General features: G+C 74.7%; 17 protein-coding genes. 9 read left to right on the plus strand and 8 right to left on the minus strand.

Annotated features, from left to right (window positions below; all coding sequences use genetic code 11):
* Positions 1-3: 3 nt before the first annotated feature.
* The gene (locus ACQP1S_RS15795) at positions 4-1,368 is read right to left on the minus strand and encodes an MFS transporter (protein ID WP_432907435.1); all 1,365 of its coding nucleotides are present in this window, start codon (positions 1,366-1,368) and stop codon (positions 4-6) included.
* A gap of 58 nt (positions 1,369-1,426) precedes the next feature.
* On the opposite strand from ACQP1S_RS15795, the gene ACQP1S_RS15800 reads away from it, so the two are divergent.
* Genes ACQP1S_RS15800 through ACQP1S_RS15815 form a run of 4 tightly spaced genes read left to right on the plus strand, consistent with a single transcriptional unit; the run spans position 1,427 to position 4,821 of the window.
* Positions 1,427-2,077 carry a TetR/AcrR family transcriptional regulator gene (locus tag ACQP1S_RS15800; protein ID WP_363671811.1) on the plus strand — a complete coding sequence of 217 codons (651 nt, stop codon included), beginning with the start codon at positions 1,427-1,429 and terminating at the stop codon, positions 2,075-2,077.
* A 57-nt stretch (positions 2,078-2,134) separates the two neighbouring features.
* Positions 2,135-3,487 (plus strand): flavin-containing monooxygenase, encoded by a 1,353-nt coding sequence (locus ACQP1S_RS15805; protein ID WP_432907438.1) that lies wholly within the window; start codon positions 2,135-2,137, stop codon positions 3,485-3,487.
* On the plus strand, positions 3,484-4,302 hold the full coding sequence (locus ACQP1S_RS15810; RefSeq protein WP_432907441.1) for an SDR family NAD(P)-dependent oxidoreductase: 819 nt from the start codon (positions 3,484-3,486) through the stop codon (positions 4,300-4,302). Before ACQP1S_RS15805 ends, ACQP1S_RS15810 begins: the two co-directional genes overlap by 4 nt.
* A 9-nt stretch (positions 4,303-4,311) precedes the next feature.
* Complete coding sequence (locus ACQP1S_RS15815; protein WP_432907444.1) at positions 4,312-4,821, plus strand: NUDIX hydrolase; 510 nt, start codon at positions 4,312-4,314, stop codon at positions 4,819-4,821.
* A gap of 176 nt (positions 4,822-4,997) precedes the next feature.
* Here the strand turns inward: ACQP1S_RS15815 and ACQP1S_RS15820 are convergent, their stop codons facing one another.
* From ACQP1S_RS15820 to ACQP1S_RS15835, 4 genes are all read right to left on the minus strand, one after another.
* Entirely contained in the window at positions 4,998-6,056 is a 1,059-nt protein-coding gene (locus ACQP1S_RS15820; RefSeq protein ID WP_432907447.1) for a LacI family DNA-binding transcriptional regulator, read from the minus strand.
* Positions 6,053-8,521 carry a beta-glucosidase family protein gene (locus ACQP1S_RS15825; protein WP_432907450.1) on the minus strand — a complete coding sequence of 823 codons (2,469 nt, stop codon included), beginning with the start codon at positions 8,519-8,521 and terminating at the stop codon, positions 6,053-6,055. Before ACQP1S_RS15825 ends, ACQP1S_RS15820 begins: the two co-directional genes overlap by 4 nt.
* Before the next feature lie 232 nt (positions 8,522-8,753).
* The gene (locus ACQP1S_RS15830) at positions 8,754-9,974 is read right to left on the minus strand and encodes an ROK family transcriptional regulator (RefSeq protein WP_432907452.1); all 1,221 of its coding nucleotides are present in this window, start codon (positions 9,972-9,974) and stop codon (positions 8,754-8,756) included.
* 218 nt (positions 9,975-10,192) lie between these two features.
* Positions 10,193-12,529: a TIM-barrel domain-containing protein gene (locus ACQP1S_RS15835; RefSeq protein ID WP_432907455.1), complete on the minus strand. Its 2,337-nt coding sequence runs from the start codon at positions 12,527-12,529 to the stop codon at positions 10,193-10,195.
* A gap of 155 nt (positions 12,530-12,684) precedes the next feature.
* Between ACQP1S_RS15835 and ACQP1S_RS15840 the strand changes: the two genes are divergently transcribed.
* Complete coding sequence (locus ACQP1S_RS15840; RefSeq protein ID WP_432907457.1) at positions 12,685-14,733, plus strand: beta-galactosidase; 2,049 nt, start codon at positions 12,685-12,687, stop codon at positions 14,731-14,733.
* Positions 14,734-14,832: 99 nt separating this feature from the next.
* Positions 14,833-16,119: an O-antigen ligase family protein gene (locus ACQP1S_RS15845; protein ID WP_432907460.1), complete on the plus strand. Its 1,287-nt coding sequence runs from the start codon at positions 14,833-14,835 to the stop codon at positions 16,117-16,119.
* Positions 16,120-16,124: 5 nt separating this feature from the next.
* Here ACQP1S_RS15845 and ACQP1S_RS15850 read toward each other — a convergent pair whose 3' ends face one another.
* The gene (locus tag ACQP1S_RS15850; protein ID WP_091240265.1) at positions 16,125-16,775 is read right to left on the minus strand and encodes a LysE family translocator; all 651 of its coding nucleotides are present in this window, start codon (positions 16,773-16,775) and stop codon (positions 16,125-16,127) included.
* Positions 16,776-16,911: 136 nt separating this feature from the next.
* Here ACQP1S_RS15850 and ACQP1S_RS15855 point away from each other — a divergent pair, with 136 nt between their 5' ends.
* Together ACQP1S_RS15855 and ACQP1S_RS15860 are read left to right on the plus strand one after the other, a co-directional pair.
* Positions 16,912-17,460, plus strand: a complete 549-nt coding sequence (locus ACQP1S_RS15855) for a GNAT family N-acetyltransferase (RefSeq protein ID WP_432907464.1) — start codon at positions 16,912-16,914, stop codon at positions 17,458-17,460.
* 94 nt (positions 17,461-17,554) lie between these two features.
* Positions 17,555-18,031, plus strand: coding sequence for a DUF1992 domain-containing protein (locus tag ACQP1S_RS15860; RefSeq protein WP_432907467.1), 477 nt, complete (start codon positions 17,555-17,557; stop codon positions 18,029-18,031).
* Between the two features lie 60 nt (positions 18,032-18,091).
* Here ACQP1S_RS15860 and ACQP1S_RS15865 read toward each other — a convergent pair whose 3' ends face one another.
* Both ACQP1S_RS15865 and ACQP1S_RS15870 read right to left on the minus strand, forming a co-directional pair.
* Entirely contained in the window at positions 18,092-18,676 is a 585-nt protein-coding gene (locus ACQP1S_RS15865) for a maleylpyruvate isomerase N-terminal domain-containing protein (RefSeq protein ID WP_432907470.1), read from the minus strand.
* 68 nt (positions 18,677-18,744) lie between these two features.
* On the minus strand, positions 18,745-19,617 hold the full coding sequence (locus tag ACQP1S_RS15870; protein WP_432907472.1) for an NAD(P)H-binding protein: 873 nt from the start codon (positions 19,615-19,617) through the stop codon (positions 18,745-18,747).
* A gap of 88 nt (positions 19,618-19,705) precedes the next feature.
* Between ACQP1S_RS15870 and ACQP1S_RS15875 the strand changes: the two genes are divergently transcribed.
* Entirely contained in the window at positions 19,706-20,425 is a 720-nt protein-coding gene (locus ACQP1S_RS15875; protein ID WP_091240280.1) for a TetR/AcrR family transcriptional regulator, read from the plus strand.
* The last annotated feature ends 35 nt before the right edge of the window (positions 20,426-20,460 follow it).

Genomic DNA, 20,460 nt, shown 5'->3' on the forward strand with positions numbered 1-20,460 from the left:
AGTCTAGAGGCTGCCCGGGTGTGCCGGCGGTCCGCCCACCCGGGCCACCCGGTCCAGGGTGTAGCGGCGTTGCCGCAGCAGCGCGCCGAGCATCAGCACCGCCGGCAGCAGACCGAAGCCGTACCGGACGGCGGCCAGTGCGGTGCCGGACTGGAGCACGGTCTGCCCGGCGGTGGAGGCGACGAATCCGCCGCCGGCCAGGCAGAGGGAGTAGGCCCACGGGCCGAGCGCCCCGCCGAGGGCCTCGGTGGCCGTCCACACCCCGGTGTAGGTGCCGGCGGCGCCGGCACCGGCACGGATCACGTCGGGCAGCATCGCGAACGGCAGCAGTTGCATCCCGGCGAACGCCACCCCGAGCACCACCACCGCGGTCACCAGCACCGGCAGTCCGGCGGCCGCGCCGACGGCCAGGACCAGTGACCCGGCGGCGAACGCGGCCTGTGCGGCCAGCAGCGCCCGCTGCTTGCCGATCCGGCGGGCCACCGCCGACCAGCCGTGGGTGACCAGCAGCGCCGGGGCGACGAACGCGGCCACCAGCACGGTGGTCAGCTGCGGGCGGCCCAGTTCGTACTCGGCGTAGTAGGGGGCCGCGGCCAGCACCAGGTGGGTGGTGGTGGACATGGCCAGGTAGGCGGTGACGAGCCGGCGGAACTGCGGGTCCCGCAGGGTGGCGACCAGGGCCCGTCGGCCACCTCCGGGCGCGACCGGGGGTGCGGCGGCCACCCGCCGCAGCCGGGTGATGCCGGTGACGCCGATCAGCAGGGCGGCGAACATTCCCACCGCCAGCAGCAGGCCCATCCGGCGGTAGCCGCCCCGGGTGGCGTCGTCCCCGCCGGTCAGCAGTGGCGCGAGCAACCCGGAGGCGAGGATGCCGACGGTCAGCGCCACCATCCGGAAGGCCATCAGCCGGGTCCGCTCGTGGTAGCCGATCCGCAGGTCGGCGGGGGTTGCCAGGTAGGGAACCTGGTAGGTGGCGAAGAGCAGGTTCGCGGCGACGAACACCACCGCCACCCAGGCGGCGGCCGGCCCGCCGGTCCACCCGGCGGGCACCGCGAACAACGCGGCGAAACCGGCCGGCAGCGCGCAGCCGAGCAGCAGCAACCGACGGCGGTCGCCCCGGCGGGCCTGGGCCACGTCGCAGCGGTGCCCCACCCACGGGTGCAGCAGCACGTCGGCGACCTTCGGCAGCAGCAGGGCCAGCCCGGCCAGCCACGGGGTGACGGCCAGGACGTCGGTGAGGAAGTAGAGCAGCAGCAGCCCGGGGACGGTCACCCAGACGCCCATGCCGACGGAGCCGGCCGCGAAGCCCAGCAGCGGCCCCCGGGGCAGCCCGGTGGTGTCGTCGGTCAGCGGGTCCGGCCCGTTCATCGCCGTCCCCTCCCTGCCAATCCCACAGTCGTCGGATTGTAGGGGCAGAATGGCGGCCATGACCATCGCCCGTCGCCGTCCGGGTCGGCCCCGGCGGGACCAGAGCCGGCCGACCCGTGAGGTGGTGCTCGCCGCCGCGACCGAGTTGTTCGCCCAGCGGGGCTTCGACGCCGTCGGGTTGCGGGAGGTCGCCGCCGCCGCCGGGGTCGACGTGGCCACGGTCGCCCACCACACCGGCACGAAGGCGCAGCTCTACGACGCCTGTTTCGCCCGGGTCTTCGCCGCCGAGCAGGAGGTGCTGCAGGCCGCCGCCGAGTCGGCCCGGTCGGCGTTGACCGCCGGGCCGCAGGCCGCCCGGCAGGCCCTGCACGACCTGGTGGACGTGTTCGTGGACTTCTCCGAGGACCGGCCGGAGACCACCGCGCTGTGGCTGCGGCGCTGGTTGGAGCCGCACCGGCACGCCGACCTCGACGCCCGCTACGCGGTGCCGCTGTACCGGTTGGTCACCGACCTGCTCGTCGCCGCCGCGCAGGTCGGGGCGCTGGTCGAGCCGACCCCGCACACGACGGTGCGCAGCCTGGTCTGGGCGGTGCACGGGCACGTGGTGGCGTTGGCGACCGCCGACGGGTCGCCGGCCCGGGAACGCCGGGAGTTCCGGGTGTTCGTGCACCGGTTCCTCGACGCCCTGTACGGCCCGGCCGGGTCTTGACGGGCCGTCCCGCCCCGGCCATTATCCGACAGTCGTTGGATTGAGGGGCGGGTGGTGATGGCGGAGCGGCCCACGGTGGCGGTGATCGGGGCGGGTCCGGCCGGCCTGGCCACCCTCAAGGCGCTCGCCGACGCGCAGGTGCCGGCCGTCTGCTTCGACTCCGGCGACCGGGTCGGCGGCCTGTGGGTGTACGGGGCGCCCGGTTCGCCCGCGTACCGCACCTTGCACCTGAACACCAGTAAGGCGCGTACCCAGTTCGCCGACCACCCGATGCCCGCCGACTGGCCCGACTATCCCGACCACGGCCGCGTCGCCGGCTGGCTGGCCGACTACGCCGACCGGTTCGCCCTGACCGGGGCGGTGCGGCTACGGCACACCGTCGACCGGGTGGTGCCCGAACGCGGCGACCGGTGGACCGTGCACGCCGACGGCCCGACCGGCCCGACCTCGGTCACCGTCGACGCGGTGGTCGTCGCGAACGGCCACAACCGGGTGCCCCGGGCACCCGACCCGGTCGCCGGCACGAGCACCGCGAAGCAGATGCACAGCCACGCCTACCGCAGCCCGGAACAGCTCGCCGGGCGGCGGGTCCTCGTCGTCGGCGGCGGCAACTCGGCGATGGACATCGCCGTCGACGCCTCGTACGCCGCGGAACGGACCCTGTTGTCGCTGCGCCGGGGTGTCTGGGTGGTGCCCAAGCACCTGCTGGGCCGCCCGTCGGACACCCTCAACGGGGCGCTGGCCCGGCGGTTGCCGTGGCGGCTGCGCCAGCGGATCAGCCAGGGCATGATCACCGCTGCCGTCGGCAGCCCCACCCGCTACGGGCTGCCCGCCCCCGCCCACGGGTTCCTCCAGGACCATCCCACCCTCTCCGACGCGCTGCTGTCCCGACTGTCGCACGGGGAGATCCACCCCCGCCCCGAGGTCGCGGCCCTCGACGGCGACCGGGTCACCTTCACCGACGGCCGCACCGACGAGGTCGACCTGATCATCTGGTGCACCGGCTACCGGGTGGAGATCCCGTTCCTCGACCCGGCGCTGGTCGGCGACGGCGCGGACGCCCTGCCGCTGTACCGGCACGTCTTCCACCCCGACGTGCCCGGCCTCACCTTCGTCGGGTTGGTGCAGTCCACCGGGGCGGCGTTCCCCCTGCTGGAGGCGCAGGCCCGACTGGTCGCCGCACACCTCGCCGGCCGGTACGCGCTGCCCGACCCGGCCCGGCAGCACGCCGACATCCGGGCCGAGCGGCGGGCGGCGGCCCAGCGGTGGGGGCAGCGGCGGCCCGCCATGCGGGTCGACTTCGACCTCTACCTGCGCCAGCTCGGCCGGGAGTTGACCGCCGGGTCCCGGCGCGCCGCCCGCGGCGGGGGCCGGGGCGTCGCGGCGGCACCCGCCGGGAGGGACGGGTGACCGGCCTGGCCGGACGGCGGGTGATCGTCACCGGCGCCCGGGGCACCTTCGGCCGGCAGCTCTGCGCCACCCTGCACGCCGCCGGGGCCCGGGTGGTCGGCCTGGACCGCTGTCCGGACACCACCGCCGGGGTGGTGGTGCTGGGCTGTGACCTGACCGACGCCCCGGCGGTGCCGGTCGTGGTACGCGCCGCCGTGGACCGGCTCGGCGGGCTCGACCTGCTGATCAACAACGCCGGTGTCGGTGGTCCCGCTCCGGCCGAGCTGCCGCCCGACGACACCGTGCGCCAGCAACTGGAGGTGAACCTGCTCGCCGCGTGGCGGACCACCGCCGCCGCCCTGCCCGACCTGATCGCGGCCCGGGGGCGGGTGGTCTTCGTGGCCAGCCGGATGGCGGTGCTGCCACTGCCGTTGGCCGCCGCGTACGGGGTCAGCAAACGCGCCCTCGTCGGGTACGCCGACGCGCTGCGCCACGAGGTCGGCACCCACGTCGGTGTCAGTGTGATCTACCCCAGCATGGTGGCCTCGCCGATCCACGACAGCACCGCCGCCGCCGGCCTGTCGCTGCGCGGGGTGTCCCGGCCGGAGCCCGTGCGGGGCGTCGTCGCGGCCGTGCTGCGGGCCGCCACCGCCCGCCGGGCGCCCCGCGACGTCGCCACCACCCGCCGTGGCCGGCTGGAGTTGGCGCTGGCCCGTCACGCCCCCGGCGTCGCCGACCGGCTGGTCCGGCGGGCCGTCGCCGCCCGGATCGCCGCCGGGGACCTCGACGCCGCCCCGCTGGCCGCCGGGATGGTCCACCGGCACCGCGACCGTTAACGTGGGCTGGTGGCCGTCTCCCCGTACATCGTCAAGCTCCGCGCCCACGTCGGGCACGACCTGTTGCTGCTGCCCGGGGTGACCGGGGTGGTCCGCGACGACGCCGGCCGGGTGCTGCTGGCCCGCCGGGGCGACAACGGCCGCTGGTCGCTGCCCGCCGGGGTGGTCGACCCGGGTGAGCAACCCGCCGAGGCCGTCGTGCGGGAGGTGTGGGAGGAGACCGGGGTACGGGTCGTCGTCGACCGGATCGCCGGTGTCGCCACCCACCCGGTGGTCTACCCCAACGGCGACGCCTGCGAGTACCTCAACGTGTGGTTCCGGTGCCGGCCGGTCGGCGGGCAGCCCCGCGCCGACGGTGACGAGTCCACCGAGGTGGCCTGGTTCACCCCCGACGCGCTGCCGGAACTGGACGAGTGGGCGCGGTTGCGGCTGGACACGGCCGCCGCCCCCGACGACACCCCCTGGTACGCCCGGCCCGGTGAGCGGCACCCCGCCCTGTGCCGGCCCGACGCGCTGTGACCGACCGACCGGCCAGCCGCCGGTAGTCGCGCACCGGGGCGGGCGTGGCGTCGACCGTCAACGCGAACCCCGGGTGGTACGGCTGTGTCCACGCGAGCGGCCCGCCGCCCGGTGCGCAAGGCATCCGGCCAGTCGACGGCGGGGGCGTCGTCGCGGAGCGGGTGCGCTGCCGCCGGTCACCGCCGGACCTGCACGGTCGGCGCGGCGGTGCTGTCCCGGATGGTCAGCCGGGGCGGTAGCAGGGTCACCTCCGGCACCGGCTCGTCGTGCAGCTTGCGCATCAGCAACGCCACCGCCTGCCGGCCGATCTCCTCGGCGGGCACCGGCACCGAGGTCAGCCGGGGTGCGGCCTGCTCGGCGAACTGGTCGGGACAGATCGCCACCACCGACATGTCCTGCGGCACCCGCCGGCCGAGGGTGGGCAGGCAGGCCAGCACCGGCCCGACGGCCGCCTCGTTCTGCACCACCAGCGCGGACAGGTCGGGGTGCCGGTCGAGCAGGGCGGCGAGTTCCTGACGGATCGACGCGGGTCCCTCCTCGAAGGGTTGGGTGACGACGGTGACGCCGTGCCGGTCGGCGGCGGCGGCCACTCCGGCGCGGGTGCGGTGGGCGAAACCGGTGCCCCGGTCGTAGACGGCGGCCGGGGCACCGAGCAGCGCCACCCGGCGGTGCCCCAACCGGGCCAGGTGTTCCACGCACACCTGACCGGCGCGGTGGAAGTCCAGGTCCACACAGGTCAGCCCGGTCGGGTCGGCGGGGACCCCGATCAGCACGCTGGGCCGGGTCAGGTCCCGCAGCAGCGGCACCCGGGAGTCGTCCAGCTCGACGTCCATCACCAGCATCCCGTCGACCATGGCGCTGCCGGCGATGCGGCGCAGCCCGGACGGCCCCTCGTCGGAGGTGACCAGCAGGACGTCATGGTCGCACCGGCGGGCGGTGGTGACCACGGCGATGGCGAACTGCATCACCACCGGCACCTGCATGCCGGCGCGCAGCGGCAGCACCAGCGCGATGGTGTTGGCCCGTCGGCTGGCCAACGCCCGCGCCCCGGCGTTCGGGTGGTAGCCCAACTCGCGGATGCTGGCCAGCACCCGGGTGCGGGTCACCTCGGAGATGGCCCGTTTCCCGCTGAGCACGTACGACACGGTGCTCACGGCCACCCCGGCGTGCCGGGCGACGTCGACGATGGTGACGTGGTCGGGCGACTTGCGGCTGCGCCCGGGTGTGCCGGTCACCGGGCACCGCCGCCGGCCGGTACCGCCGGGCGGGGCTGCTGCGGGGCGGGGCGGGTGTGCACGGTCAGCGCGCCGACGGCCCGGATGTCGCGGGCGGAGCGGCCGACGAGCAGGGTGTGCGTGGCGTCCTCCACCACGGGGCCGCCCAGGTGTGCGTCCCACCAGGACAGATCGGTGGTCCGCAGTCGCAGGGTGACCGTCTGCCGTTGGCCGGGGGCGAGGGTGACCCGGGCGAAGTCGCGGAGCTGCCGCAGGGGCTGCTTGACCCGGGAGCGCCGCTGCCGGGTGTAGAGCTGCACGATCTCCGTACCAGCCCGGTCGCCGGTGTTGGTCACCTCGACGCTCACCTCGACCTCGTCGCCGACGGACACCGTCGGTGCGTTCACCCGGAGGTCAGCGTAGTCGAACCGGGTGTAGCTGAGGCCGTGGCCGAACGGGTACAGCGGCTCGCCCCGGTAGTACAGGTAGGTGCTGTCCGCGCCGATCACGTCGTAGTCGAGCAGGTCGGGCAGGTCGGCGGCGTCGGCGTACCAGGTCTGGGTGAGCCGGCCGCCGGGGTCGGCGTCGCCGAGCAGCACCTGCGCCAGCGCGGTGCCGTGTTCCTGCCCGCCGTGCGCCGACCACAGCACCGCCGGGACGTGCTCCTGCGCCCAGCCCACCGCGTACGGGTAGCTGCTGGTGAGCACCAGCACCGTCCGTGGGTTCGCCGCGTGTACGGCGCGCAGCAGCCGCTCCTGTCCGGCGGGCAGGGCCAGGTCGACCCGGTCCTCGGTCTCCCGGCCGTTGACCATCGGGTGGTTGCCGAGGACGACGACCGCGACGTCGGCGGCGGCGGCCAACGCGGCGGCCTCGGCCGCGCCGTCGGCGACGAGTTCGACGGTGAAGGCGGTGGCGGTGTCCGGGTCGGTGGCGTCGGCGCGGAGCCGCCCGTCGTCGTCGACCCGCACGTACGCGCCGGTGGCGAGGTGGTGCAGCAGGGTCGTGCCGTCGGGGCGGGGGTGCCACCGGAAGGTCTCCCGCACGATCCAGCCGCCCGGTCCGGGCCGGTCGTTGGCCAACGCCCCGTCGTCGTCGGCGCCGACGTGCCGGCCGTTGGCGACGGCGCGCAGCGCCACCACGTCCTGTCCCCAGTCGAACACGTCGAACCAGGTGCCGTCGCGGCCATCGTCGGCGGTCAGCGGCCCGCCCTCGGACGAGCGGGGGCAGCGTACGTACCGGTCGCCGACGCGCAACGCGATCCGGTCGGCACCGGGGTGGTGGGTGACCGTCGGTAGCAGCCGGGCCAGGCCCTCCCGGGCGGTGACCGCGTAGGGCAGGGTGCCGCTGTACCAGTCCTCGTAGACGGTGTCGGCGAGCGGGCCGAGCACCGCCACCCGGGTCGCCGGGTCGTCGGTGGGCAGGGGAAGCAGCCCGTCGTTGCGCAGCAGCACGATCGACTGGCAGGCGGCTTCCCGGGCCAACTCCCGGTGGGCGGGGCTGTCGAGCACGTCGGGGGACACCCCGGCGAACGGGTCCTGCCCGGGTGGGTCCAGGTCGCCCAGGCGGACCCGGACGGTGAGGATGCGCCGTACCGCCCGGTCCACGTCGGATTCGTCGATCAGCCCCCGGTCGAGGGCCTCGGTGAGGCGTCGGACGGTCTGCCCGCTGTCGGTGTCGTCCTCGGTGAAGTTGTCGATGCCGGCGCGCAGGGCGGCGGCGAAGCCGGTGACGTGGTCGGGCAGGTGGCCCTGCACCCCGGCGATGTTGGTGGCCGCCCCGGCGTCGCCGACGACCATCAGCTCGTCGGAGGTCCACCGCCGCAGTTCGTCTTCCAGCAGCGGGCTCAGGTGCGCGGGCACCCCGTTGACCAGGTTGTACGAGGCCATCACGGCGACCGCCGCGCCGGCGGCGAGCGGGGCGCGGAAGGCGGGCAGTTCGTACTCGTGCAGCACCCGGGGTGGCAGGTCGCTGGAGGTGGTGGCCCGGTCGGTCTCGTTGTTGTAGCCGAGGAAGTGCTTCACCGTCGGGGCGGTACGCAGCCGGTGGGGGTGGTCGCCGCGCAGCCCGGACGCGTAGGCGGTGGCGAGCCGGCCGGTCAGCCACGGGTCCTCCGACCAACCCTCCTCGTTGCGGCCCCACCGGGGGTCGCGCAGCGGGTTGACCACCGGCGCCCACACGTTGAGCCCGACGGCGACCGGGTCGGCCTGGTGCTTGACCCGGACCTCGTCACCGACGGCGACGCCCACCGCCCGGATCAGCTCGGGGTTCCAGCTGCTGGCCAGTCCGACGGCCTGCGGGAAGACGGTGGCCGGGCCGAGCCAGGCGACCCCGTGCAGCGCCTCGGTGCCGGTGCGGAAGCCGGGCAGTCCCAGGCGCGGCACCGGGGCCTGCCACTGGTGCAGCAGGCCGATCTTCTCCGGCAGGGTGAGCCGGGCCAGCAGGTCGTCGGCGTGTGCTTCGGGGGACGGTCCGGTGGGGTCGTTCATCTGCGGTTACCTTCCGGTGGGCTCGCGGTGAGGCGCCGGCTGGCCGTCGAAGCGCTTCGACGGCCGTGGTGACGTGCGGCATCGCGCGGTGGTGGTGGCGGTCGTCGGCCCGGAGCGGCGAAGCGCTTCGACGACTGCGGAGAACATGCCGCCCCGGATGCCCGAACGACGAGGCGGCGGTTCGAGGTTGGCACCTGCGCGTCGACCGGTCAAGGGGTGACCGGTACCCGGATCAGCCGGTGGGGAGTCGACCGGCCTCGATGGTGGCCAACGCGGCGGCGGCGCCGCCCAGCGCGGCGGCGGCCGAATCCAGCGTGGAGGCGGCGAGCCGGCAGCCGCCGGCCTGCGGGGCGAGGGTCCGGGCGGCCAGCTCCGTGTGGGCCGTCGGCAGCAGCCAGGGCGCCAGGGTGGCGAAGTGTCCACCCACCACGATCGCCTCGGGGTTGAGCAGGTTGGCCAGAATCGACGCCCCGTGCCCGAGGTGTCGGCCGATCTCGGCGAGCCCGGCCAGCACGGCCGGGTCGTCCTGGCGGGCTGACGCCACGATCCGGTCGATCTCCGGCAGGTAGTCGGTGACCGGGCCGTCCTGCCCGGCGTCGGGGAGCAGCCGGTCGACCACGGCCGGCAGCGCGGTCAACGCGGCCAGGCAGCCGCGTCGCCCGCACGGGCACGGTGGCCCGGCCGGGTCGAGGCAGAGGTGGCCGAGCTCGCCCGCGTGGCCCCGGCCGCCGCGCAGCAGCCGGCCGCCGGCGAGCACCCCGGCGCTGACGGAGACCCCGCCGGTGAGGTGGACCAGGTCGGTGACGCCGGCGTACCCGCCGTGCCGTTGCTCGGCGAGGACGGCGAGGTTGGCGTCGGTGTCGACGGCCACGGTGAACCCGGTCTCCCGCAGCGCGGCCCGCAGGTCGGCGGCGAGCGGCACGTCCTGCCAGCCGAGGCCGCTGGCCAGGGGCACACCACCGGCGGTGTCGACCAGGCCGGGCACCCCGACGGTGAGGCCGAGCACGGTGCGCCCCTGCCCGGTGATCCGGCCGATCGCCCGCCGGGCCAGGGTGGCCAGGGCCCGGACGGTCTCGGCGGGGGAGGCGGTCGGGGTGGGGAACGCCCGTCGCCAGGTGAGCAGCCGGTTGCCGCCCAGGTCCACGGCGACCACCACCAGATCGTCCGCGCCGATCTGCAGGCCCAGCGCCGCGTACGGGGCGCCGTCGAGGACGAGCATGGTGGCCGGCCGGCCGACCCGGTTGCCGGTCAGCCCGGTCTCGCGGACCAGCCGCCGGTCGAGCAGTTCGGTCACCAGGCTGGACACGGTGGCCTTGTTGAGCCCGGTGGCGGCGGCGATGTCCGCCCGTGAGCAGGGGGCGTGCAGGCGGACGTGTCGCAGGACCACGGCCCGGTTGGCCACCCGGACGTCGCCCAGGTCGGTCGGCTGCGGTTCGTTGTGGATGCTGATCACGATCTGCCCGCTCCCTGCGCCCGACGGTGGGTGGTGCCGTGCCGGTGCATCATCGTCCACCGCCCACCCCGGGCGGGTACGCCGGGGCGGCGGTGGGCGACGCTGCCGGCGGACCGGTGCACCGTCGGGAAGTCTGTTCGGCTGGAAACTCAACTAACTCTAGCGGCCCCCGGGTCCGGTGCCCCACCACGGCGGGGCGGGGCGCCGGTGCGGTGCGGTCAGCCGTCCGGGAACCACTGCGCGAACGGGGTCGGGGTGACCGGTTCGCCGTTGAGCAGCAGCCGCCGCGGGCTGCCCTCGCCGACCACACTGAGCCGCCGTACCCGCAGTGGCCCGTCGGTGCGCACCCGCAGGGTGTCACCGTCACGGACCGCCTCCACCACCGTGTCGCCGTCGACGTCGTGCAGCACCGTCCGGGCGTCCACCCCACCCCAGCTGACCAGGGTGACGTCGTCGAACGGGCCGTCGGCGACGGTGCCGGCCGCCGCGACGAGCGGGATCAGCGCGCCGTGGCGTACGAACAGCGGCAGCCGGTGCAGCGGCACGGTCACCCGCAGGTGCCGACCGCCGTCGTGCCGTTCGCCGGTGCCGACGTCGATCCAGTCGTCGCCGGTGGGCAGGTAGACGGCGCGCTGCCCGGACGGGTCGGTGACCGGGGCGACGAGCAGGTCGGTGCCGAGCCGGTACTGCAGGTCGCTGGTCCACGCGGTCGGGTCGTCGGGGGTGTCGACGAGCAGCGCCCGCATCATCGGCGCCCCGGTGCGCGCCGCCTCCGCCGCCGCCGACCACAGGTACGGCATCAGCCGGTAGCGCAGCCGCAGCGCGGCCACCGCGTCGCGTTCGGTCTCGGCGGGGAAGTCCCAGGGCAGCCGGCTGGTGGTGCCGTGCAGCCGCACCAGCGGTGACAGTGCCCCGAACTGGGTCCACCGCACGTACAGTTCCGGGTCGGGGGTGCCGTGGAAGCCGCCGGTGTCGTGGCTCCAGAACGGCACCCCGGACAGCCCGTGCGACAACCCGCCGCGCATGGTGCTCGCCAGGCCGGGCCAGGTGGCGTTGACGTCGCCGCTCCACTGCGCGCTGTGCCGCTGCCCGCCCAGGTACGACGAGCGGGCCCACACCGTACGGTGCCCGGCCACCTCCTCGGTGAGGTCGGCGACGAGGTCGTTGAAGAGCAGGGTGTAGACGTTGTGCAGTTCGACGCCGGTCATCCCGTTGTGTGCCACCGCGTCGGCCGGCACCGCCTCGGCGAAGTCGGTCTTGAACACCGCCACCCCCTGCTCCAGCAGTGGCCGCAGCAGCCCCCGGAACCAGGCGACCGCGTCGGGGTTGGTGAAGTCGACGATGGCGCTGGCCGGGTAGCTGCCGTGCCAGACGTCCGCGACGTACGTGCTGCCGTCGGCGCGGTGCAGGAAGTACCCGGCCCGGGCCGCGTCGGCGTAGAGCGGGCTGTCCGTCATCAGGTACGGATTCATCCACAGGCAGACCCGGAAGCCCTGCCCGGTCAGCGTCGCCAGCATCCCGGTCGGGTCGGGGAACGCCTCGTCGTCCCAGCGCAGGTCCGACCAGCGGCCGGCGACCTGCCAGTAGCAGTCCAGGTGCAGCACGTCGCAGGGAATGTCCCGCTCGCGGATGCGGCGGGCCCGCTCCAGCACCCGCTGCTGGCTGTCGGGGAAGAACCCCGACGAGATCCAGGCCCCGAAGGCCCACTTCGGCGGCAGGTAGGGCCGGCTGGTCAACTCGTCGAAGCGGTCCAGCACCTCGGTGGGGGTGGGACCGGCGAGCACGTAGTAGTCGATCAGGTCGTCGGGGACGAGGATCTGCACGCTGCTGTGGGTGGACTGGCACATGTCGAACTCGACGGGCATGCCGCTGTCGACCAGCACCCCGTAGCCCCGGTCGGACAGGTAGAACGGCACGTTCTTGTGGGAGCGGTCGGACTCGCCGCCGAAGGCGTCGTAGTTCCACATCAGCGCCCGCTGGCCGCGCTTGTCCAGCGGGGTGAACTTCTCCCCGAAGCCGACGAACCGTTCGTCGCCGAACGCGACGAAGCTCTCGTGCCAGGCGACGGGTGCGCCGTCGGCGGTGGACCGGCCGAACGGCAGGGTGCGGCGTCGGCCGCTGATGTCCCGGGTGCCCGGGTCCTGGTCGAGCAGCAGCCGGCCGTCGGGGGTGAGGAACCGCAGGTGCCACGGGTCGAGGCGGATCTCGGCGACGATCGCTCCGGCGTCGATGTGCACGTGGGTGTCGTCCACGGTGATCGCGGCGGGGTGGGCCCGGGGATGGACCAGGGTCAGGGCGCGGGCCGAGCGGGTACGGGCCTGGGGGTCGTCGGCGAGGCGGACCCGGATCACGCCGTGACCGGCGACGTCGAGGCGCAGCACCAGGCTGCCGCCGTCGGACAGGGCGGCCTTGAACGTCACCCCGTGCGGGTCCGTGGCGACGACCTCGGCCCGGCCGACGGTGGCCACCCCGTCCTCGCCCGGCTGCCGTACGGGCAGGTCGGGCGGGTCGGCCACGAACGTCTCGTACGGGACCAACGGCGGTCGGTACGGCATCGGCGTCTCCTCGGGAACGTTTTCCAGCGGTACCGACAGTTTCTTTGCTTTCCCAACGAACTGTCAACGAGGGAGTTCGATTGGCCCACGATCCACCGATTGACATGGGTAAATCGTCTCCATAGTTTGGACACCTATCAAACAAAGTTGACGGGATGGTGGGTATGTGGGACGACGGGCGGCTCTGCCACGGCGGTGACTACAACCCCGAGCAGTGGCCCGCCGCCATCTGGCGCGAGGACGTCGCCCTGATGCGCCGGGCCCGGGTCAACCTGGTCACCGTCGGCGTCTTCGCCTGGTCCCGGCTGGAGCCGGCCCCCGGCCGCTACGACTTCGGCTGGCTCGACGAGGTGCTGGACCTGCTGCACGACGGCGGCATCCGGGTCGCCCTCGCCACCCCCACCGCCTCCCCGCCGCCCTGGTTCTCCCTGGCGCACCCCGACGCGCTACCGGTCACCGCCGACGGCGTACGGCTGCACCACGGCAGCCGCGACACCTACTGCGCCGCCGCCCCCTCCTACCGGGCCGCCGCCCGGGGCATCGCCGCCACCCTCGCCGCCCGCTACGCCCACCACCCGGCGCTGGCGATGTGGCACGTGCACAACGAGTACGGCACCACCTGCCACTGCCCGCACACCGAGGCCGCGTTCCGCCACTGGCTCATCGACCGGCACGGCGACCTGGACACCCTCAACGCCGCCTGGGCCACCAGCTTCTGGAGCCAGCACTACACCGACTGGGCCTACGTGAGCACCCCCCGGGCCACCCAGTACCTCGGCAACCCCGGCCACCTGCTGGACTTCCGGCGGTTCTGGTCGGACACCCTGCTCGCCGCGTACGTCGAACAACGCGACCTGCTGAAGGCGGCCAACCCGGCGATCCCCGTCACCACCAACTACGTCCTCGGCGACTGGGTGCCCGTCGACCACGCCCGCTGGGCCCGCGAGGTGGACCTCGTCGCCGTCGACCACTACCCGTCGGTGGTCGACGGCGGCGCCGAGGAACAGACCGCCCTCGCCGCCGACCTGGCGCGCGGCTGGGCCCGGCACGGACGCACCCGGGCCGGCACCCCGCGCGGCCCCGCCGACCCGACGCGCGCCGACCCGCCCGCGACGTGGCTGCTGATGGAGAGCGCCGCCAGTCAGATCCACACCACCGGCCGGGCGCACACCAAGGAGCCCGGCCGGATGGCCCGGCACAGCCTCTCCCACGTCGCCCGCGGCTCCCGGGGGGCGATGTTCTTCCAGTGGCGGGCCCCGGCCGGCGGCGCGGAACGGTTCCACTCCGCCCTGGTGCCGCACACCGGAGCCGACAGCCGGGTGTTCCGGGAGTCGGTACGGCTCGGCGAGACCCTCGACCGGCTCGCCGAGATCACCGCCGGTGAGACGACCGCGTCCGTCGCACTGGCCTGGGACGCCGCCAGCGGCTGGGCGCTGCGCCAGCCCGGAATGCCGTCGGCGCTCCTCGACGGGCACGCCGAGTTGGCCGCCGCGCACCGGGCGCTGTGGCGGGCCGGATACGGCTGCGACGTGGTCGTCCCCGGTGACCCGCTCGACCGGTACCGGCTGCTCGTCCTGCCCGCCCTCTACCTGGCCGACGACGCCACCACCGGCTGGGTCCACGACCACGTCGAGGCGGGCGGGCACCTGCTGGTCAGCTACCTCAGCGGGGTCGCCGACCCGCACGCCCGGGTCCACCTCGGCGGCTACCCCGGCGCCTACCGGGACCTGCTCGGCCTGCGGGTGGAGGAGTTCCATCCGCTCGCCGCCGACGAGCAGGTGCTGCTCTCCGGCGGCGGGATCGGCCGGATCTGGTCGGAGACCGTGCACCTGCGCGGCGCCGAACCGGTCGGCACGTACGTCGGCGGGGTGCTCGACGGCCGACCGGCGGTGACCCGGCACCGGGTCGGCACCGGCACCACCTGGTACCTGTCCACCCGGCCCGACGACGGCACCTACCGCCGCCTGGTCACCGAGGCGGCCCGGACCGCTGGCGTCCACCCGGTCTGCCCGGCCGCCCCACCCGGGGTGGAGGCGGTCCGTCGCGCCGCCCCCGGGACGAGCTGGCTGTTCCTGCTCAACCACACCGACCGGCCGCAGCGGGTGCCGGCCGACGGGCTGGACCTGCTGACCGGTGTCCCGGCCGACCGGGAGGTGACCCTGCCGGCCGGCGGCGCGGCGGTGCTCCGCGAGCACCCCCGATGACCTCCGACCGGCCGGCCCCCGCGACGCCACCGCCGATGACGCCCGTCACAGCCACTCCGCCGATGACCGACCGGGCCGGCCCCGCCTACCCTTTCCCCGGTGTGGACGAGAAACACGGCACCGCAGCGGGCGCTACCGCTCTGGCCGCTGTACGTGATGTTCGCGGCGATGCCGGTGTGGTGGCTGCTCGGCGGCCTCTACCTGGGCTGGACGCTGTTCGGGATGCTGCTGGCGGTGGTCCTGCTCACCCACGGCCGGGTGGCGTGGCCGCCCGGCTCGGCGTTGTGGTTCGTCCTCGTCGGGCTCATCCTGATCAGCGCCACCCGCCTGGAGAAGGCCAGCGGCCTGCTCGTCTACGGCCTCCGACTCGGCTTCGTGCTGACCGCCTTCGTGGTCTACCTGTACGTCTACACCGCCGCACGGCAGGGGGCGCGCTGGGAACGGCTGTTCCAGCCGGTGCTGTTCTTCTGGCTGGGGATGGTCGTGCTCGGCTGGCTCGGCGTGCTGGCCCCCCGCCTGGCGTTGACCACCCCGGTGGAGTCGCTGCTGCCCGATGGGCTGGCCGGGCAGCGGATGATCCGGGCGGTCACCCACGTGCACTCCACCGAGTTCAACCCCACCGGTCGTAACCCGTACTACCGCACGGCGGCCCCGTACCCGTACACCAACAACTGGGGGACCGGCTTCGCGCTGCTCGTGCCGTGCGTGCTGGCGTACCTGTCGGCGGTGCGTACCGGCCCGCTGCGCCGGGTGCTGGTGGTGTCCCTGCCGCTGGCCCTGGTGCCGGCGTTCCTCACCCTCAACCGGGGGATGTTCATCGGCCTCGGAGTGGGGATGGCCTACCTGGGGCTGCGGGCGCTGCTGCGCGGCGACGTCCGGCTCATCGGCACGATCACCGCCGGCGTGGCGGTGGCCTGGGTGATCACCCTGGTCGTCCCCGTCGGCGACATGATCATGAATCGGGTGGAGAACACCGACTCGACCCGGGACCGCGCCGACCTCTACCGGCAGACCCTCGACGCGGTCCTGCGCTCACCGCTGCTCGGGTACGGCGCGCCGCGCAGCGCCGACACCACCACCGGCGCGGAACCGCTCGGCACCCAGGGGCAGGTCTGGCTGACCATGTACAGCCACGGCATCCCCGCCCTGCTGACCCTGCTGGCACTGCTCGTGGTGCTGGTGCGCAGCACGGCGATCGCGGTGTCCGCCGCCGGCCGCTGGTTGAGCGTGGTGCCGGTGGTCGCCCTCGCCCTCGCCCCGTTCTACGGGTTCACCGACATGAACCTGTCGGTGATGTTCTTCGCCATCGGGCTGGCGGTGGCCGCCGTGGACGGCCCGGTGAACCGGGAGCTACCGACGGGGGCGACCCGACCGTCACCGGTCTGACCGGTTCAGCCGGTGGCCACGGCGGCCCGGGACCGGTCCGCCGCGATCCGCACCGCCATCGCGGCGAGCACACTGCCGGTGACCCAGCGCTGGACCCGTGCCCAGCCCGGCCGGCGCACCAGGAACGCCGAGACCGACCCGGCGGTCAGCACGATGAGCGTGTTCACCGTCAGCGCCACGGTGATCTGGGTGCCGCCGAGCAGCAGGCTCTGCACCGCCACGTCACCCCGGGCGGGGTCGACGAACTGCGGCAGCAGCGACACGTACAGGATGGCGATCTTGGGGTTGAGCAGGTTGGTGAGCAGTCCCATGGCGAACAGCCGGCGCGGCCGGTCCACCGGCAGCGCCTGCGGCGTGAACGCCGACCGCCCACCCGGTCGCAACGTCCGCCACGCCAACCACAGCAGGTACGCCGCACCGGCCAGCTTCACCGCCGTGTACAGCGGCGGCACCAGCACGAAGACCGTGGCGATGCCGGCGACGGCGGCGGCCAGGTAGACCCCGAACCCGGCGGCCACCCCGAGCAGGGAGACCAGCCCGGCGCGGCGGCCCTGGCTGACCGAGCGGGACACCAGGTAGACCATGTTCGGCCCGGGGGTGAGCACCAGACCGAGCGCCACCAGGGCGATTCCCAGCACCGCACCGACCGTGACCATTCGCCGCCCCCGCTCTGTCGTCCCTGACCGGCACCCTACGCCGACGCGCCGTCCCTGGCCGCCCCGTCCGGGCCGTGCACCCGCACCGGCACGGCAGGGGTTCCGGGCGGGCGGTGTCAGCGGCCACACTGCTCAGATGTCTGTGACCCTGCGGGCCGCCCCCACCGCCGTCGCCCCCGGACTGGTCCTGCGCTGCTGGCGCGTCGAGGACGTCGACGCCCTGGTCGAGGCGCACCGGGACCCGGAACTGCGGGCCCGGACCCGCGACCCGTTGACCACCCCGGCGCAGGCGAGACGCTGGGTGGCCGGAAACCGGCAGGGCTGGGCGGCGGGTCGCCGGTTCAGCTTCGCCGTCTGCGAGCCGCTCCCCGACGGTGAACGGCTGGTCGCCTGCGTCCTGCTCAAGGACGTGGTGCCGGGGCGGGCCGACGCGGAGATCGGCTACTGGACGGCCGGGCCGGCACGCGGCCGGGGGGTCGCTCCCCGGGCGGTGGACGCGGTGAGCCGCTGGGCGTTCACCCGGTTCGCCGCGACCGGGCTGAGCCGGCTGGAACTGCTGCACCAGGTGGACAACCCGGCGTCCTGCCGGGTGGCGGAGAAGTCGGGGTTCCCCTTCGTCGAGGTGCTGCCCGCCCGGCCACCGTTTCCCCGCGACGGCCACCGCCACGTCCGGCACCGGGGCTGATCCGACCACCGCACAGCCGGGAATGCCACCCGCCCCGCCGGCGCTGCGCCGGTGACGGCCAGGGCGGATACGGTGGGCGGGGAGGTGTCCGGGGATGGTGGACGCGTGGCAGGCGGCGGTCGAGGCGCAGATCCGCAGCGCCCAGGAGCGGGGCGAGTTCGACGACCTGCCCGGCATGGGCAAGCCGATCCCGGGCCGTGACCTCCCCTACGACGAGTCCTGGTGGATCAAGAGTTTCCTGGAGCGGGAGGCACTGCCCACCGATCTGCTGCTGCCCACCCCGTTGCAGTTGCGCCGCCGGGTCGAGCAGGTCCCCGACGAGGCCCGTGACCTGCCCACCGAGGAATCGGTCCGGGAGTTCGTCGGGGTGCTCAACCGGGAGATCGTCGCCTGGCTGCGGTTCCCCTCCGGCCCCCGGGTGGTGGTCCGCCCGGTCGACACCGAGGCGGTGCTGCGCCAGTGGCGGGCCCACCGGGCCACCCGGAACGCGGCCGTCGCGGCCGGGCCGGCAGCACCGGCACTCCCGCCGCGTCCCGGGCGACGGTGGCGCTGGCCGTGGCGACGGGCCTGACCGGCTGCTGCCGCCGACCCGGCGGAGGTGTCCCGGGTAACTGCCCGGCTGATCGTCGGGTCAGCCGACGGCGGCCCGCCAGGTCCAGTCGGTGCGACGCGGCCGTCCCGCCAGTGCGGTCCGCCCGGTCATCCACAGCAGCACGGCGGCCGGATCACCGGCGGGCGCGTCGGGAAAGAGCCGCCGCAGCACCGCCACGCTGGGCGCCGCCGGCGGCTGCCACGTCACCGCGAGCCCCCGGGTGATGTCGTACGTGTGCAGCAGCGCCTCGGCGATGCCCATGGCGGCGAAGCCGGGCGGGTCGCAGGGCCCCCAGTGCCAGGCCCGGGTCTGCGTGGGGACGGTGTCGATCGCGGCGGCGAGCAGCCCACCGCAGGCGGCCACCACGACCAGCACCTGCGCCGGGGTGGCGTCGGGGCGTACCCGCAGGTCGAGGGGGAGGTAGCCGGTGTCGGGCCGGCCGGTGAGCTGGGTGGCGTAGCCGAGCAGGTCGTGGGCGATGTGCGCGGCGGTCGTCCAGCACGACCAGTCCAGGTCGCCGGCAGGAGCGGTCCAGTCCCGGTCGGTGTACGGGCCGAGCACCCGGGTCAGCTCATCGACCGTCTCCCGCACCCCGGCCCCGGACAGCCATTCCTCGATGGACATCAGGTGATCCTCGCACCGCTGCGTCCCGCGCGCCCGGTGGATTCGACTCCTCCGCGCCCGCCGGCCCGTCAGGTGCGGGTGGGGGCGGCGGCGATCGCCTCGATCACCGACCGGGCGGGCGTCGGACGCCGCCCGAGCAGGGCCCCCAGGGTCGGGTCCGTGACGGCGAACTCTCCCCGTCGTGCCGCCCGGTACATGCCGAGGGTGAAGTCCGCGGCCGCCTCGGGCATGCCCCGTCGTACGGCGGCTGATCTCCATTCGTCGTCCCCGACGACGATCCGGGAGATCGTCCGCCCGGTGTGGTCGGTGAGGACGCCGGCCACCGCGTCGAGGTCGAGCATCTCCGGGGCGGTCAGCGGGGGTGTGACCCCGTCGAGCGCCCCCTCCTCGGTCAGGGCGATGGCGGCGACCTCGGCCAGGTCGTCGTGTGCGGTCCAGGACACCGGCCCGTCCGCCGGCGCCACCAGGTGTCCGCTCTCCAGGGCGTCGCCGATCACGAACTGGAGTGCGCTGGCGTAGAAGCCGTTGCGCAGGGCGGTGAAGGCCACGCCGAGCCCGGCCAGGTGCTCCTCGGTCTCGGCGTGGGTGAGCTGGGCCGGGAAGAGTGAGTCCCGGGCGGCGGCCTGGTGACTGGTGTACAGGATGCGGCGGGCTCCCGCCGCATGGGCGGCGTCGGCGGCGGCGCGGTTCGCGACGACCGCGCCGCCGCCGCGGATGGCGGCGGACACGATCAGCACCTGGTCGGCGTCCGCGAAGGCGTGCGCCAGCGTGGCGGGGTCGGTGAAGTCCCCCCGCCGGACCCGCACCCCACGGGCGGCCAGGTGCGCGGTCCGGTCGACGTCACGCACGCTCACCCCCACGGCGTCGGCGGGAACTCGGGTGAGCACCTGGTCGACGATCCGGGAGCCGAGCTGACCGGTGGCACCGGTGATGACGAACACGATGGCGACTCCTTCGGCGATCCACTGTTACGTCGCCGACGTTAGCACTGATAATTCGGCGCTAACAAGCTGCTGTTAGCATTGGTTCATGACCGTGCCGCCGGACACCTCACCCCGTGACGACGTCCGATCCGACATCATCGAGGCCGCCACCCGGCTGCTGCGCGAGCGCGGCGCCCCCGCGGTGACCACCCGGGCCGTCGCCCAGGCGGCGGGCGTCCAGGCCCCCACCATCTACCGGCTCTTCGGCGACAAGAACGGCCTCGTCGACGCCGTCGCCGAACACGTGATGGCCGCCTACGTCGCCGCCAAGTCGGTCGCCGTGGCGGGTGACCCGGTGGCCGACCTGCGCGCCGGATGGCGGATCCACGTGGAGTTCGGCCTGGCCAACCCCGAGTTGTTCCGGCTGCTCGGCACGCGCGGGCCGGGCGACCCCTCGCCGGCGACCGTCGCGGGCATCGAGGTGCTGCGCTCCCGGGTGCGCCGGCTCGCCGTCGCCGGTCTGCTCCGCGTCGACGAACAGCGGGCCACCATGATGATCCACGCCGCCGGCACCGGTGTCGTGCTCGCCCTGCTGGAGACACCCCCGCCGCAGCGTGACCCCGGCCTGGCGGAGGCCATGTGCGACGCGGTGCTCGCCAGCATCCTCACCACCGCCCCGGTGACCCCCGACCCGACCCCGGGTGCCGTCGCGGTGACCTTCGCGGCGATGGCACCGGACCTGCCCGGCCTGACCGACGCCGAACGGGCGCTGCTGACCGAGTGGCTCCACCGGGCCCTGACCCCACTGCGCCACCCGCACGGGTGACGACTGCCATCTCCCTCAGTACAGCATCCGGTGTA

It is taken from the genome of Micromonospora matsumotoense (assembly GCF_050951065.1).
Classification (GTDB): Bacteria; Actinomycetota; Actinomycetes; order Mycobacteriales; family Micromonosporaceae; genus Micromonospora; species Micromonospora matsumotoensis.

Bases quoted from the DNA above. Each gene is read 5' to 3' on its own strand.
- ACQP1S_RS15825 (WP_432907450.1), bottom strand. From the start codon at position 8,521: ATGAACGACCCCACCGGACCGTCCCCCGAAGCACACGCCGACGACCTG.
- ACQP1S_RS15850 (WP_091240265.1), bottom strand. From the start codon at position 16,775: ATGGTCACGGTCGGTGCGGTGCTGGGAATCGCCCTGGTGGCGCTCGGT.
- ACQP1S_RS15860 (WP_432907467.1), top strand. From the start codon at position 17,555: ATGGTGGACGCGTGGCAGGCGGCGGTCGAGGCGCAGATCCGCAGCGCC.
- ACQP1S_RS15840 (WP_432907457.1), top strand. From the start codon at position 12,685: ATGGTGGGTATGTGGGACGACGGGCGGCTCTGCCACGGCGGTGACTAC.
- ACQP1S_RS15875 (WP_091240280.1), top strand. From the start codon at position 19,706: ATGACCGTGCCGCCGGACACCTCACCCCGTGACGACGTCCGATCCGAC.
- ACQP1S_RS15800 (WP_363671811.1), top strand. From the start codon at position 1,427: ATGACCATCGCCCGTCGCCGTCCGGGTCGGCCCCGGCGGGACCAGAGC.
- ACQP1S_RS15835 (WP_432907455.1), bottom strand. From the start codon at position 12,529: ATGCCGTACCGACCGCCGTTGGTCCCGTACGAGACGTTCGTGGCCGAC.
- ACQP1S_RS15805 (WP_432907438.1), top strand. From the start codon at position 2,135: ATGGCGGAGCGGCCCACGGTGGCGGTGATCGGGGCGGGTCCGGCCGGC.
- ACQP1S_RS15795 (WP_432907435.1), bottom strand. From the start codon at position 1,368: ATGAACGGGCCGGACCCGCTGACCGACGACACCACCGGGCTGCCCCGG.
- ACQP1S_RS15865 (WP_432907470.1), bottom strand. From the start codon at position 18,676: ATGTCCATCGAGGAATGGCTGTCCGGGGCCGGGGTGCGGGAGACGGTC.
- ACQP1S_RS15855 (WP_432907464.1), top strand. From the start codon at position 16,912: ATGTCTGTGACCCTGCGGGCCGCCCCCACCGCCGTCGCCCCCGGACTG.